This window comes from Deltaproteobacteria bacterium (assembly GCA_021737785.1).
Classification (GTDB): domain Bacteria; phylum Desulfobacterota; class DSM-4660; order Desulfatiglandales; family Desulfatiglandaceae; genus AUK324.
The window spans coordinates 17,126-31,538 of the sequence record JAIPDI010000009.1; the positions used below are offsets into that span (position 1 = coordinate 17,126).

General features: G+C 53.1%; 16 protein-coding genes. 2 read left to right on the top strand and 14 right to left on the bottom strand.

Annotated elements, in window-relative coordinates; all coding sequences use genetic code 11:
• Positions 1-10: 10 nt before the first annotated feature.
• Together K9N21_06485 and K9N21_06490 are read right to left on the bottom strand one after the other, a co-directional pair.
• Positions 11-502: a ferritin family protein gene (locus tag K9N21_06485; GenBank protein MCF8143550.1), complete on the bottom strand. Its 492-nt coding sequence runs from the start codon at positions 500-502 to the stop codon at positions 11-13.
• Positions 503-652: 150 nt separating this feature from the next.
• Positions 653-1,435: a periplasmic heavy metal sensor gene (locus K9N21_06490; protein MCF8143551.1), complete on the bottom strand. Its 783-nt coding sequence runs from the start codon at positions 1,433-1,435 to the stop codon at positions 653-655.
• A 798-nt stretch (positions 1,436-2,233) separates the two neighbouring features.
• Between K9N21_06490 and K9N21_06495 the strand changes: the two genes are divergently transcribed.
• Positions 2,234-2,683, top strand: coding sequence for a universal stress protein (locus tag K9N21_06495; GenBank protein ID MCF8143552.1), 450 nt, complete (start codon positions 2,234-2,236; stop codon positions 2,681-2,683).
• 105 nt (positions 2,684-2,788) lie between these two features.
• Here the strand turns inward: K9N21_06495 and K9N21_06500 are convergent, their stop codons facing one another.
• The 10 genes from K9N21_06500 to K9N21_06545 form a co-directional block, all read right to left on the bottom strand.
• On the bottom strand, positions 2,789-3,652 hold the full coding sequence (locus tag K9N21_06500; GenBank protein ID MCF8143553.1) for a thioredoxin domain-containing protein: 864 nt from the start codon (positions 3,650-3,652) through the stop codon (positions 2,789-2,791).
• A gap of 270 nt (positions 3,653-3,922) precedes the next feature.
• On the bottom strand, positions 3,923-4,159 hold the full coding sequence (locus K9N21_06505; protein ID MCF8143554.1) for an SHOCT domain-containing protein: 237 nt from the start codon (positions 4,157-4,159) through the stop codon (positions 3,923-3,925).
• 219 nt (positions 4,160-4,378) lie between these two features.
• Positions 4,379-6,505, bottom strand: coding sequence for a cadmium-translocating P-type ATPase (gene cadA, locus K9N21_06510; protein MCF8143555.1), 2,127 nt, complete (start codon positions 6,503-6,505; stop codon positions 4,379-4,381).
• 43 nt (positions 6,506-6,548) lie between these two features.
• On the bottom strand, positions 6,549-6,836 hold the full coding sequence (locus K9N21_06515) for a hypothetical protein (protein MCF8143556.1): 288 nt from the start codon (positions 6,834-6,836) through the stop codon (positions 6,549-6,551).
• 253 nt (positions 6,837-7,089) lie between these two features.
• Positions 7,090-8,007 carry an NAD(P)/FAD-dependent oxidoreductase gene (locus tag K9N21_06520; protein ID MCF8143557.1) on the bottom strand — a complete coding sequence of 306 codons (918 nt, stop codon included), beginning with the start codon at positions 8,005-8,007 and terminating at the stop codon, positions 7,090-7,092.
• Between the two features lie 19 nt (positions 8,008-8,026).
• A complete protein-coding gene (locus K9N21_06525; GenBank protein ID MCF8143558.1) occupies positions 8,027-8,890 on the bottom strand; it encodes a transaldolase in 864 nt (287 codons plus the stop codon).
• A gap of 89 nt (positions 8,891-8,979) precedes the next feature.
• Positions 8,980-9,375: a class II SORL domain-containing protein gene (locus K9N21_06530; GenBank protein MCF8143559.1), complete on the bottom strand. Its 396-nt coding sequence runs from the start codon at positions 9,373-9,375 to the stop codon at positions 8,980-8,982.
• 17 nt (positions 9,376-9,392) lie between these two features.
• The gene (locus tag K9N21_06535; GenBank protein ID MCF8143560.1) at positions 9,393-9,839 is read right to left on the bottom strand and encodes an Hsp20/alpha crystallin family protein; all 447 of its coding nucleotides are present in this window, start codon (positions 9,837-9,839) and stop codon (positions 9,393-9,395) included.
• 205 nt (positions 9,840-10,044) lie between these two features.
• On the bottom strand, positions 10,045-10,584 hold the full coding sequence (locus K9N21_06540; GenBank protein MCF8143561.1) for a hypothetical protein: 540 nt from the start codon (positions 10,582-10,584) through the stop codon (positions 10,045-10,047).
• A gap of 98 nt (positions 10,585-10,682) precedes the next feature.
• Positions 10,683-11,057: a hypothetical protein gene (locus tag K9N21_06545; GenBank protein MCF8143562.1), complete on the bottom strand. Its 375-nt coding sequence runs from the start codon at positions 11,055-11,057 to the stop codon at positions 10,683-10,685.
• Positions 11,058-11,374: 317 nt separating this feature from the next.
• On the opposite strand from K9N21_06545, the gene K9N21_06550 reads away from it, so the two are divergent.
• The gene (locus tag K9N21_06550; GenBank protein MCF8143563.1) at positions 11,375-13,015 is read left to right on the top strand and encodes an FAD-dependent oxidoreductase; all 1,641 of its coding nucleotides are present in this window, start codon (positions 11,375-11,377) and stop codon (positions 13,013-13,015) included.
• Positions 13,016-13,050: 35 nt separating this feature from the next.
• Here the strand turns inward: K9N21_06550 and K9N21_06555 are convergent, their stop codons facing one another.
• Both K9N21_06555 and K9N21_06560 read right to left on the bottom strand, forming a co-directional pair.
• Positions 13,051-13,266, bottom strand: a complete 216-nt coding sequence (locus tag K9N21_06555) for a hypothetical protein (GenBank protein ID MCF8143564.1) — start codon at positions 13,264-13,266, stop codon at positions 13,051-13,053.
• A 127-nt stretch (positions 13,267-13,393) separates the two neighbouring features.
• Positions 13,394-14,341: an L-lactate dehydrogenase gene (locus K9N21_06560; protein ID MCF8143565.1), complete on the bottom strand. Its 948-nt coding sequence runs from the start codon at positions 14,339-14,341 to the stop codon at positions 13,394-13,396.
• Positions 14,342-14,413 lie beyond the last annotated feature (72 nt).

Here is a 14,413-nt window from a genome sequence, read left to right on the forward strand (position 1 = left end):
TGTCCTCTGCTCAGGCTTCCATCTTTTTTCGAAGGGACAACAGCCGTTTGACATGCTGCTGCTCTTCGGCGATTATTCTATCCACATTCCGGACCTCAGAGGCCCTCACATACTGTTTCATCCCCGAATAGAACAAAATGGACGCCTTTTCGATTTCCAGCCCGAAATCAACGGCCTCCACGGGATCTTTCATTTCGCTCCCCTTTTCACCGGCCTGGCCAGGGTCTTCGAACACCTCCCCCTTGACAAAGGCATCCAGATAATTTCGCATCTCCCCGGGGTAACTCTCAGGCAGTGTATAGTCCTCCCGAAGTTCCTCCCTCATATGGGAGAACACTCGGGCGTGCGCTTTTTCCTGATCCATTAGATATTTGAATACCTCCTTCACCTCGGGGTCTGCCTGGGAAGCCTGGCACGCCTCGTAGAACTTCAATCCCTGGTGCTCGATTCGAACGGCCATGTCCAGCATTTCGCTGGCCCTAAACAGGGCATCCTTGGTCATAAGTTCCTCTCAGATCGTTTTCCGGCATCTCGTATGCCGACCGCCCCCGCGGTATTCACTGATGATTCCTTATATCCCCTGTAACTGCTCCGGGTCCGCTGTCCGTCAGGAGGTGGATTGCCAGGTGAAGCTTGATCCCAGGGATCCGGCTTACTGACGGTGGGCCTGGGAACCTCCCTTTTCCGGCTTCTTCATTTTCGCGTCCGGTATTGGAGATCCGGTTCCGGGATCTTTGAAGCGTGGTCCCGGGGTCATGTCTTTCCAGGGAGGCGGAAAAGGACTGCCGATGATCTCTTCGATCTTTTCCCGCTGGGCACTGGTCAAAATGCCGAGCACCTCCTCATAGAGCCTGATTCCCTCCATCAGAAGCGCGAATTCCTGATCGGTCAACTTCCGCACCAGATTCTCAATGGATTGGAGATCCAGGGGGTCTTTTCTTAAAGCGTGCTTCAGGCTTATCCCAAGGGCCCGCGCTTCGGCCCGGAACCGGATGGCAGCCATAAGATGGCGGGTAAGGGCATCATCCATAGCCCCCTTCTGTTCGGGTGACAGATCCAACACCTCCCACCTGGACATCAGACATCCCATCCACCGATGAAAGGGCTCCATGAGCGCATGCTCACCGATACCCCTTTTCCCGCCGTGCATGAGCCTTCCATCCTTTTCGGACATTTTTTTCTGCAGCATTTCCGCCATTATGCCGTCCATCCTTTTTTCCAACCGCTTGTCGATCATGTCGCCCATCATCTGATGCATCTTCATTTTGTCACCCTTCATCGACGACATCATGCCCTCACTCTCCCGGGCCTCAGTATCAGAAGCAGTGGATGAAGAGGCGTGGTCGGAATCCCGCGGTTCAGCACACCAGACTGTGGACGCCCATATGATGGTAACAATCATCGAGATAATGCCTGTAAGACCTCTTCTTTTCATACCTATCCTCCATCCTATCGTCTTAATCCGATGTATGGGTTCTCCCCTGGTTTACATTCCAATGACTGTTTCAATGGCATGATTTGGTTCTCTTCTATTTGACAGACAATTCATGAAAATGAAATACCGTATCCCTTGTATTCTGTCATCACAAAAACAGTATGCCCGCGATTTTGCAGGTGTCTCCTGTTCAAAAGTCCGGAAAATAAGGAAACCTTGAAAGGTGACCATATCGCCCGACTGGAAACATGGGCGGGGATCCGGCAGGCCCGGCATCCAGGGGGCGATCAGCAGACAAAGCGCTCCCTGCGAGTCCCGGAGCACAGCGGCGGATGCATCCGGTTTATGCTTTCATACTGTCCGGATGCAGGCACAATACATGTTGGACCCTATTCCCATGATCTTTACATTTTTACTATAGATAAACCCGCGATGAATGAAAACAATGTATATGGTACCCGAACGGAATCCTGGAAAATCAAGGAACAGTGAAATATGAGAAGAGGTTCTGTTAATGTAAAATTTGCTCCACCAATTTTCACTTTTCAATTCTTGATGGTCTCGTAAAAAGTCAGGAAATGTCATTTTTCGTCATTCCGGCGAAAGCCGGAATCCAGTATATTCAATCAGTTACAAAACCTCTGGACCCCGTTTTTCAACGGGGTGACGACTTTTTACGAATGCATCAATTCTTGAATTTTCAATAGTGCCTGAACGGGGTTTTCGTTCAGGCACTATATAGCATGTGACATTCCACCTTCTTGGCAAATACACTCATATTTTTAAGGAGGAAAACTGATGAAAGTACAGAAGATCCTGTGGCCTACCGATTTATCCGGAAATGCCGAGAAAGCATTGCCCCTGGTGACCGGCCTGAGCCAGCAATTTCAAAGCGAGGTTCATCTCCTCTATGTCATTGAAGAACTCGCTATTCATGAACCCTGGTACGGGGTGTTTGACGCGTCTCATATCGAAAAGATCCACGAGTGGGAACGGCAAAAGGCTGAAGAAAGATTAAACTGGATCTGCAACGAGTACCTTGAAAGTTGCCCACTCTATATCAAACACATCGCCATTGGGGATCCGGCCGATGAGATATTGAAGTTGATCCGGGAAGAGGGCATCGATATGGTGGTGATGGCAAAACGGGGGCGGAAAGGGACGTTTGCCTTTGGAAGTGTCACAGAGAAGGTGGTAAAAAATGCACCCGTACCCGTAAGCGTTGTTCCGACAGAAGAAAGCGCATAATCCCTTATTGCGATTAACGTATACCCCCGAGCCGCCAATTGCCCGGGGCTTGGGGTTAAAGTCTGCTAAGAGATCAGGATTCCATATTCTTTTCAGGGCGTTCTATTAGTCGTTTTCCTTGCCCCTTTTCTCCAGTGCCTTGTCTATGGCCGTCTGAAATCCCTCCAGGCTGGTATTCCGCAGGAGGAGCCCGTTCACGAACATCGTCGGAGTCCCTCTCACCCCGGCCTTTGCGCCATCCTGCATATCCCGGTTGATCATCTGCAGGATTTGCGGGTCATTCATGTCTTTCTCAAACTTCGGCATATCGAGCCCGAGTTGTTGGGCCTGTTCCTGAATGACCTGATGATTCAGCCGGTCGTAGTTCTGAAAGAGACGGTCGTGATACTCCCAGAATTTTCCCTGCTTGCCGGCCGCGAGCGCTGCAGCAGCCGCTTCTCGGGCGAACTGATGCGATCTCAGGGGGAAATTCTTGAAGACCAGTTTGACCCGGTCCTTGTTTTTTCCCACCACGTGATCGAGCAGAGGTGAAATCTTCGCGCAGTAGGCGCATTGGAAGTCGGTGAAAAGGGCGATGGTTACCGGTGCATCCGCTGCCCCTTTGAAAGGCGAACCGGTCACATCGATTTCCTGCACAAAGTCGAGAATCACAACTTGAACGGTTTTCTCCTTGCTGTTCACAAGAACAAGGATTTCTTCCCTGGGACCGGCCTTGATGGCGTCTACGGATTTGTCAACCGGTATGACGTCACTCAATTTTCCGTCCGGGCCGTAGACCAGCACGTTTCCCTTGTCTGTGAGAACAAAGATATATTTGCCGTGGGTTGATATTACAATGTCCAGCGGCGTCTCTTCCAGGTTCAAGGTGCTGTGGATGGTCACTTCCACTGCGCCATGGCTTGGACATGGGATGAACACCCCCAATCCTAATAAGGATAGGTATAAGAAAACAGCATGCTTCACTTTCATTCAAACTCCTCCCTTCGTCCCTAATGCGGCATAACTGGAGCCAAGAGTATCTCACACAAATACACAAAGGCAAGGATGTTTCGTATCACTTTATTTGTGATAAAGCATAGAGCTTCACTCAATCGGGGTCTCCCCAGTTACCTCTGCAATAAAGCGACCATCGGACGTGGGGTTCGGCAGGGGGTCTCATTCAAAGCGCTGAAAAACCCCAAGGCGGGCTGGCATGAAAAATACGAACTGGTGCGTGGGCAATGTCCGGTGGCGACTATCTCAGGTCAGCAGGTCTTTTTTCTTTTCTTCAAATTCCTTCCTGTCTATTTCTCCTCGGGCATACCGTTCCTTGAGAATATCCAGTGCGCGGGAGGCGTTTCCGGCCGTATCTTTTGATGCGGTTCTTGAGCTATCCACCAGCCACTTGATGAGATACACCACTCCTATGATAATCAGAGCGGAAAGTATCACCATAAAAATGCCTCCGAACCAACCCATGCCCCAGCCCCCCATCATCCTGGAGCCGATGTGCCAGTCGTCAGATCCTCTGACTTGTGCAAGAGAAGGTCCCCGGAAAATCATGCCCCACATCACTGCCGAAGCGATTAAGGGCAGCTTCTTCAAACCCATGACTTGCCTCCTCATCCCGCAATAGAACACCGATGGCGGGCGCTTGTGTCCAATGGATCCTGTCCATCCGGTCTGCTTATTCACAGGCATTTCGGTCACCAAGCACTATGTCTCGGCCTTCAGCGATGTCTGTTCGGGAATTTTCAAGAATTTGGCATTAATGGCCACAATCACCGTGCTGAGCGACATCAGAACGGCCCCCACGGCCGGGGACAGGAGAACCCCGTAGGAATACAGCACCCCTGCTGCAAGAGGGATGGCAATGGCATTGTACCCGGTGGCCCAGGCCAGGTTCTGGATCATCTTCCGATAGGTCGCCCGGGAGAGATCCAAGATGGCCACCGCATCCAGGGGATTGCTCCTCACCAGAATAACATCCGCGGTCTGAACGGCCACGTCCGTACCGGCGCCGATGGCGATGCCCACATCCGCCTGGGCCAAGGCCGGGGCATCGTTGACGCCGTCGCCGGTCATGGCCACCACCAGGCCCCTGGACTGGATCTCCTTGACCTTATCTGCTTTATCCTTGGGCAGAACTTCAGCAAAATATTCATCCAGGCCGATTTGATCCGCGACCCACTTGGCCACCAGTTCATTATCTCCGGTGAGCATCATACATCGAATGTCCATCTCCTTGAGCCTGGAGATGGCCTTCTTGGATTCCTCGCGGATGATATCCGCAAGCGCAACGGCCCCTCTGAGATCCCCGTCTATAATTACAAAAACCACTGTCTTTCCCTGGGAGTGGAATTTCTTTATCCTTTCGTCTTCCATTTTAATGTCGTTCTCTTCCAAATATCCGGGGCTGACAACCTTTACCTCCTTTCCGTCCACCTTGCCCTGGGCACCTCTTCCCGGAATGGACGTGAAGTCTTCCACCTTCTGAGCCTGCTCCACCGAAGCTGCGATTCCTTTGGCAATGGGATGTTCCGAGTGTCTCTCAACGGCGGCGGCATATTGAAGCAGCGCCTCTTCATCCATGTCTTCCGGGAAGGAGACCGTATCGGTTACCCCGAATTCCCCTTTGGTCAGGGTTCCGGTCTTGTCAAATATAATGGCCTGGATGTTTCTCCCCCGTTCAAATGCGGCCCGGTTCCGTATCAGAAGACCGTTTTTGGCCGACAAGGCCGTGGAAACGGCCACTACCAGGGGAACTGCCAGTCCCAATGCATGGGGGCAGGTGATGACCATCACGGTAACGGTGCGCTCCAGGGAGAAGGCAAAATCCCGATGAACCACGGCCAGCCATATTATCAGGGTGATGGCGCCACTGCTCAATGCGATGATGGTCAACCACAGGGCAGCGCGATCGGCCAGATTCTGGCTCCTGGACTTACTCTGTTGCGCCTGCTCCACCAGGTCGATCATCTGGGAAAGAAATGAATCCTTCCCCGTTTTCCTGACTTCCGCAGTCAGAGAGCCTTCCCCGTTGATGGACCCTCCAATGAGCCGGGCACCCACGCCCTTTTCCACCGGTTTGGATTCCCCGGTAAGCATGGCCTCATTGACCGAGCTTTCACCCTCTACCACTTCCCCGTCTACCGGCACCTTTTCTCCCGGTTTTATGAGCACCTTATTTCCGGGCTCCAGTTCCCGGATGGGAACATCCTCAATGTTTCCATCCGGCATGACCTTGTGGGCGTCGGAGGGCATGAGATTGGCGAGTTCCTCCAGGGCGCGGGAAGCCCCCATGACGGATCTCATCTCGATCCAGTGGCCCAAAAGCATGATGTCGATCAGGGTGGCCAGTTCCCAGAAAAAGACCTTTCCCCTCAAGCCGAATACCACCACGCTGCTGTAGCCGTAAGCAACGGCAATGGCAACGGCGATGAGGGTCATCATTCCGGGCTGATTTTTTCCCAGTTCATCAAAGAGGCCTTTGAGAAACGGCCAGCCGCCGTAAAAAAAGACAAACGAGGAAAGACCCCACAATACATAGACGTCACCCGGAAATCCAACCGCCTCTTTGAAACCCAAAAAGGACTGAATCATGGGCGACAACACCAAAATGGGGAGGGAAACCCCCAGAGAAATCCAGAACCGTCTTCTGAACTCGGCTACCATGTGGGCATGGTGATCGCCGTCCTTATGGCCGTCATGACCAGTACTCGATTTCCCGTCATTGTGGGGAGTCCCGTTATGGCGCTTGTGCATTTTATGGTTTTCAGATTGTGCAGGCCCACGGGACGAACCTTGTTTTCCGTGTTTATCGGTCTGTTGATGTTCTGTCATGATTCCGCCCTTTGTTTAGATGGCAGTCGTGCGCCCCTTTCCGCTAACCGGCCACATAATAAATCCTGATATCCGGTTCTGCCTCCAGTAAGGGCTTTAATGCTTCCACCACATCCTCGGTAAAGAGATCGCTCTCCAGATAGGCCTGTGCATCCTCTGTCTTCTCAAACCCGTGCAGAACCTGAACGTCTTCGTCCCTGACAAGGAGATGCTTTGTCCGGGCCCCTTTAATCCGGGTCAGGAAAGGCTCTCTGTATTTGCCATAGATCTCCGCGGCCGCGGAACGATTCTTGGACCGAATGTTGAGGGTGATTTGCAGATAAGCGGTCATCTGATGACTCCTTTCTTTGGCGTTTTTCCCCTAAAATTATGGTTGATCTGGGCTTATTAACTGCCTCGAAATAGTACCCACGTCTTCGTCATGCCGGAATGACGGTGTAAAGACAAATATGAGACGGTTAATAATTGGAACGTGAGAGACGGCCCGAAGAAGCACTGATTTGTGGGATATCATTAAGGGGGTTACCGGGCAGCAGGGCAAAACCATGGCTGCAGAGGGAAGCGAAAGGCCGCTTGAAAGAGGGTTATCCGGTTTTTCCGCTCGCAAGCTTCCTGGCATAGGGCGCTGCTTCCAGTCCGGCCACACAGCCTTCACCCACCGCCTTGGCCACCTGCCACGGCGGACCGCAAATATCGCCGGCCGCATATATTCCGGGGATATTCGTCTCCTGCTTCTTATTGGTGGTAATATACCGCAGGGTTTCAGTGTCCAGCGACACGCCCAAATTTGCCAGGAGTGTCGTCGCCCCTTTGGCCCCCTGTTCTATGAACACGCCGCTCACATTGAGCTTGGTCCCGTCATCAAATAAGATTGCGCTTACCGTGTCATTGCCCTCGATCTCCACTACTTTTACATTTTCATGGATGGTAATGGTGCTTTCCTTCAATCTTTCATTCAGATAGTCGGCCACATCCAGTTCATCGCATACCAGGTGCACCTCACGGGCATAGAAAATAAGGGTCAGGGCCCCGCTCACCGCTGCACTCCCGCAGCCCACCACCGCAACATCCGCTTCCCTGTAGAATCCCGCATCGCAATCTACGCAATAGCTGACCCCCTTTCCCAGCAACTCCTTTTCCCCTCTTACACCCAGCTTGTTCCGGGAAACGCCCATGGCAAGGATGAGGGCCCTGGCTCTGAAGGTTCTGCCGCTTTCCACCCGCACTGAGAACTCTCCGTCCGACCGGGCCAGTTCCATCACATCCTCCTCCAGAAGAGCGGCACCGGATTCCGCGGCTTTGGTACTGGCCTGTTTCAACAGGTCTCCTCCGGCTTCTCCTCCTATGCAGATGTAATTCTCAATATGGGCGGTGAAAGCGCTGCTCTTGTGGACACGACCCAGAACCAATACCGATGCTTTTCTGCGGGCCGCGTGGATGGCCGCTTGAAGTCCTGCCGGGCCCGAACCCAATATGATGACGTCGAAGTCGGAATCTTCCATGAAAATCTTTTCTTTCTGCTCAGATAATCAGTTGGTCCCAATCCTCTGAGAACATCTCCATCCCTTTGGTGGTGAGCTCGTGATCGATCTCATAGAGGTGCCAGGCCTGACCCAGATCAATTTGTTCATATGGAATAGGCCCCAATCCAGCCGGAGCATATCGGTAGTCCGGACCTGGCAGGGTCAGACCGTTTTTTCCCCATTCATTCAGTATCTTGTAAGGGGCCGTGATAATGTCACACCCCAGATGAATTCCGTAAAGGAGGTGGTCCAGGGACCGGACGCTGGCACCCAGCACTTCCACATGTCCATCCCCGTTTCGATACATCCGAAGGATATTTTCCACCAGGGCCATACCGTTTTGGTCTCGATCATCCAGACGTCCCACAAACGGGGAAACGTACACATCGCCTCTATTTGCGCCCCGCGTCGCCGCATACACTGCTGCGGCCTGTTCCTGGCTGAAGCAGAGGGTCATGTTCACCCGGATACCCTGAGCCACGGCCTGTTGGGCTGCCTTGAGACCCTCGTGAGAGCAGGGAAACTTGATCTGTGCGTTGGGAATCCAGGAAAACATCTTCCTTGCCTGATCCAGCATGCGGTCTGCGGGCGTATCGGGTCTTGCATACACTTCCACCGATATGGAGCCTTCGGGCATCCTCCGGGCGATGTCTTGAACCACTTGACAATAGAAATCAAGAAGCTCTTCTTCTGCAAATCCCTTCCCCCGGTCCATCCGCAGCCTGGCATCGGGGTTCTTTGAGATCAGTGTAGGATTGGTAGTCTGTCCATCCAAGAAACCCATCAGACGTATCAACCTCTCGCTTTCTTCCGGGTCACCGCCATCAAGAAATATCCTCGTCTTAAGATTGCCGGGACGCACCTGCACCTCCTTTTCATGGTTCGGGGTTTCTGAAAATTGAGAGGAATGACTGTCATCCGGTGCAGGAAGGCCCCTGCACCGAATACCGCTTACATCAACTTGACTTCCTTTACGTTTTCCCAGAGCCCATGGATATTGCACAGAGAGGTGGCAATAAGCGTTCCAGGTTTCTTTATCTTCAAGGCCGATGTCACCGAATGATGGGTATAGACAGGACCTTTATCCGGCCCCTCCACCGATTCCCCATGGGCGGTAAACTCAAAGTTCCCTACCTGATACGGAGCCTTATCCCCATCGCCGTGAAAATAAAGCTGTATCCAGCGGATATGATGTTCCGTGGTATTGGGATGGGCAACCTCCTTGCCCAGTGTAACTTTGACTTCAAACATCTCGTCCCCCCGGACACTATCCGGACATTCGATCACCGGGACATGTTTTTCGGTTTTCCAATCATCACTCTGATACAATTCCTCTATCCTTTTCATTTGAATACTCCTTATCGCTATACCTTAATTTCGATTTTACGACTCTTCTCCGTCTGCTTGGTGGGCAGCTCCAGTTTCAGGACCCCATCTTTAAATCGCGCATCGACCTTGGCTTCATCCACCTTTTCCGGCAGTCGAAAAGATCTGGAAAATGAACCTTGTCTTGATTCGCTGAAATAGTAGTTGGCGCCCTTCTCTTCCTTCTCAGACACCTTCTTGCCGCTGAGGGTCACCACATCGCCTTCAACCGTGACGGAGATATCGTCTTTTTGGACTCCCGGCAATTCCGCCGTTAAATGGTATTTGCCATCTTTTTCATACAAATCCATGCTGGGGTGATATTCTTCGCCCCATTGTCTGGGCACTTCCGGCCATAACCGGTCGGACCATATGTCTCCCATCGGCTCCCTGCCATAGCTCGTCATCCACCAGGGTCTCCTTGAACTGCTCAGTGATCGTTCCATGGTCTTCTCCTCCTTTTTTGAATTTTCATGTGTATCGCCGTACCGGCCCTATCTGCAAAGACCATAATCCGGTGATGCATCGTCGTAAATGGGGTCTACGCCGTATGTTGAAGCCCATGTCCTGTAGCCGAAAACCCGGATGGAAATATTTTTCAATTCAGACCCCCTTAGCTCATCATTCGAGGATTCCCAAGAGTCGTCCTCATCACGCCGGTTGGTCCAGATGTCCTTGACGGATAACCCGGGCAGAGCCGGTTTCCGTATTCAGGGCATAGATATTGAAGTTTGTTCGAACGTCGAAACCGTCGTAATGGACCGCGAAATTGATGGAAGCCGACCCGGCCTGTTCGTCGCTTTTGATGCGATGGAAAACCCGGCGAGGCCAGCCAAGCATAACCGGTCCCTCAAACAAGACGTTTCCCCCTTGCTGGATCCGGTTCGCCTCCAGGCTGAACACCTCGACCTTGCCGTAATCAGGGGTGTAAAGTTCCACTTGCCGTGTTCCATGAAGCACGACCAGGTTGTCGTCTTGCTGGGGATGCATATACCAGGGGGCGGCCTCTTGATCCACCGGACCAGGGGATCGCGCGCCTTTGTCATGGATAACCCGGTCCACTGCATCAATCCGAGGGATCAGATCCAGCGGCACCGTATCAAAGAAAACCCCCGGGGTCCGACGGAGCACATTCATGGCCATAATCCGGTACAGTCCTGCAATCTCTTGAACAACGCCGCCGGTCTTCATACATATCCTCCTTCTCAGTTCGCGCTTGTCTTGTTCTTCCGCAGCCTGGGACCTGCGTGACGGGTCTTGACCGTAGGCCGGTGCCTCCCTTCAGGTCATTAACCCGCGGTGTGGCTTTGGGTTTCCTGAATCGGCCTGGCCAGGAGGGTGATCCCCACGACCACAAGGAGAAGGATAGACGCAATAGACAGGACGTTTCCCTGAAAAAGGGAGGGCACCAACAAGGCCCCGAACACCAGCGACGCCACGCCCAATATCTTCCGGGGGAGGATTTTTACGGTGAATCCGGCAAGAAGGGCTCCGATCCCTCCGATCAACCCCAGGATCATGATGGTCTCTCGTGTGCCCGGGGACATGCCCTCTTCCCCCATCCGGACCGCTCCCAGTCCAGATCCGGTATTGCTCCACAATGCTGCAACGATTCCCAGTATCCCTCCTAATATAAGGAGTGCGACCATACTTTTGGTTCTCATTTGATTACCTCCCTTTTAAAGATGTCAAAAAGATTGATCCTGTTTGATGGCTGCGCCGTAATCCGCGTATCTGGCCCGATATGATAATTGAAAATAGACGATTGCGCCTCCTCCGGAGGCTGCAACCGCGGGCTGATTGGAGTGTTCCTTTTAATTTTCTTTCTTATAAAATAGGGAGATAGCCCCTTCAAAGGAATAGGGCCGATCCTGTATTCATCGGCTGAGGAGACCTCATCTATTGACCCGAACCGCGGTGGCGTCTATATTTTAGACACAGTGAACGGAAACCCGCGGGCGCAGATCAAAGGGGGAACGCTATGACAAAACAGACACAGACAGAAAAAGACACGCAGAATGTCCTAGAGGAACAGGCCCATACCCAACTCATCGAGGTTTTCAGAAAAATGCCGCACGAAGTGCCCTTGGTCCTGTTTACACAGAGATCTCGTAACGACATTTTCGGTGACGCGGTAAGACACCTGATCCGCTCGATCCGGGAAATTACCCCCAAGATCAGCCTGCTGGAATTCGACCTGAAACATAAGCTGGCCAAAAAGTACGCTATCACACATGCTCCGACCCTTCTCTTTGATCCGGAGCATTATCGGGTGCGATGGCTGGGGGCGCCTGTTGGTGAGGAGGCGAGGACCTTCATAGAGGCCCTCATCATGATGGGCTATCGGGATACCATGCTTACAGAGGACTCCCGGCAGGTGCTGGAAAAGATTGATACGCCCAGGGATATGAAGATTTTTGTGAGTTCTTCCTGCCCTTACTGCCCCCAGCAGGCGGTCAATGGTTTAAAAGCGGCAATTGAGAAGCCCGGCCTGATCTCTCTTGAAATTATCGACATCCAGGTAAACCCGGAATTGGCGGATCAGTATGCGGCATTCAGTGTACCGCAGGTTTTCGCAAACGACATCTTGATCGCCCCGGGGACGCAGCCCGAAGAGCTCTTTATGCTGTCGCTCCAAAGGTTGGAGCAACAGACTGTTTTCATTCCAGAGAGCGATGCCGAAGAGGTTCAAACTGAAGTCGTGATTGTGGGCGGCGGTCCGGCAGGGTTAACCGCAGGAATCTATACGGCCCGAAGCGGTCTTCAATCAGTGATTATCGAGCGGGAAGCCCTGGGCGGTCAGGTGGCCACCACGCCGATAATCGAGAATTATCCGGGATTCAACCAGGTGGGCGGGAAAACACTGGTGGATATCATGGTCAACCACGCCCTCGAGTATGTGAATATCTTTCCTAACGAAGAGGTGGTGGATATCCGTCCCGGAGATCCGATGGAGGTCCTCACCACCCGAAGGCGCTTTACCGCCAAGGCCCTGCTGCTTGCCACCGGCGCCGTCCACCGCCACCTGAACGTGACCGGAGAGTCAAGGCTCTCCGGACGGGGGGTAAGCTATTGCAGTACCTGCGACGGCCCTCTATTTAAAGGAAAGAAGGCGATCATCCTCGGCGGGGGCAATAGCGCGGTAACCGAGGCGTTGAACCTCCATCACATCGGTGTAGATGTGACATTGATTCATCGACGAGGCACCTTGCGGGCGCAAGAACACCTCGTCAAGAGTCTCTATGCGGATAACATCCCGGTAATTTTCGATACTGAAGTGAAGGAGATCCGGGGAAAGGCCAAGGTTCGGGAGGTGGTACTCTTCAATACCCTTACCCGGAAGACGGAGATCATGCCCGTGGATGGGGTCTTTGTTGCTATCGGGTACGAACCAGCCGTGGAACTCGCAAAAAAAATCGGCGTTGAGCTGACGCCCGAGGGCTATATCAAACATGATGAGAGACACCGCACCAGTATCCCCGGCATTTACGCGGCCGGCGATGTTGAAGGCGGTTACAAACAGATCGTCACTGCGGCCGGACAGGGATCAGAGGCGGCCATCGCCATTTTTGAAGACCTGACGAATCCCTACTGGAAGCGAAAGGCCGCAGTGGATGGATAGCGTTCTCCCGATCCCAAGGATCTTCTTGAAACAGGCTAGGCCAGTCCGAAGCCCTGGGAAGCATATTCCCGTATCCGTACTTTGGCTTCCTCAACTGTCTTGCCGAGGGGCCAGGGTTCCATAAACCCCTCCAGAAAAATCTTCCATCCATCTTCATCCCTGAAGATATCGGCCTCTTCGCAAGATATCCCACATCCTTCTTCGCCGATGGCATCGGCCAATGTCTTCAAAATCTCTTCCTTTTCCTTCATGCGGTTTCTCCTGCTCATGTTTCAGAGAAATAAAGTGCCTGTCCCGGCAGAAATCATGCAAGAAAACAGGCCGACTGCAAAAATGGAAATGCCGGACCTGCTGCTTGCCGGATGAAAGCGGGAGCTGTTACAGGAAGTCCTGAAGTGATGCGATCGCCTCCCGAATAATCCCGGTGCTGTGCCTGAGCGCATCGGTTTCCCGATTGTCCAGTGGAGGATTCAGCGTATACAGGACGCCTTGGCCGCCTACCACCCGAGGGAGAGAGATGGAGACATCGGAAATTCCTTCTGATCCGGCGCAGGGCGTGGAGACGGTCAATAGGGATCGCTGATCGTGAAGGATCACGTCTGCAATTTTTGCCAGGGCGCTTCCCACACCATAGTAGGTCGCGCCTTTCCCCTCGATGATGGTGTAGGCGGCGTTTCGCACATCATCAGTGATTCTTCCCCTTATTTCGTCGTCGACTCGCAGGCCTTGCTGCCGGCAGAACTCATCCAGATGCATGGAACCCACCGTCACCAGGGACCAGGTAAGCACCTCAGAATCTCCGTGCTCGCCGATGACATAGCCGTGGATGTGATGGGCATCCACCCCTACATGTCTCCCAAGGAGGGACCGGAACCGGGCCGTATCCAACATCGTCCCCGAACCGAGTACCCGGCTGGCCGGCACGCCATTTTCAGAGGCGAAGTAAGCGGCCAAATAGGTCATAATGTCCAGCGGATTGGTGGCAACAACGATGATTGCCTCGGGTGCGTTTGTCACCACTGCAGGAATCACCTGCCGGAACACCTCCGCATTTCTTTTGAGAAGGTCGAGACGACTCTCTCCAGGCTTTTGGGAAACACCGGCCGCCACAATGACCACCCGGCTGTCCTGAAGATCCTCGTACCCTCCGTCGTGCACCGTCAAGGGGTGAGCAAAGGGCACGGCATGACGAAGGTCATTGGCCTCTGCATGGGCCCGCTTGGGGTCCTTGTCCACCAGGACAATCTCCCTTCCAATGCCTGCAACAATCAAGGCATATGCCGCGGTCGATCCCACAAATCCACTTCCCACGATGCCGATCTTCATCAGGTCCTCCTTTCCTCAGCCAAAGCACCGTCCTGGGCAGACAGACGCATCGGTTATCTCTCCCGAGGCGGC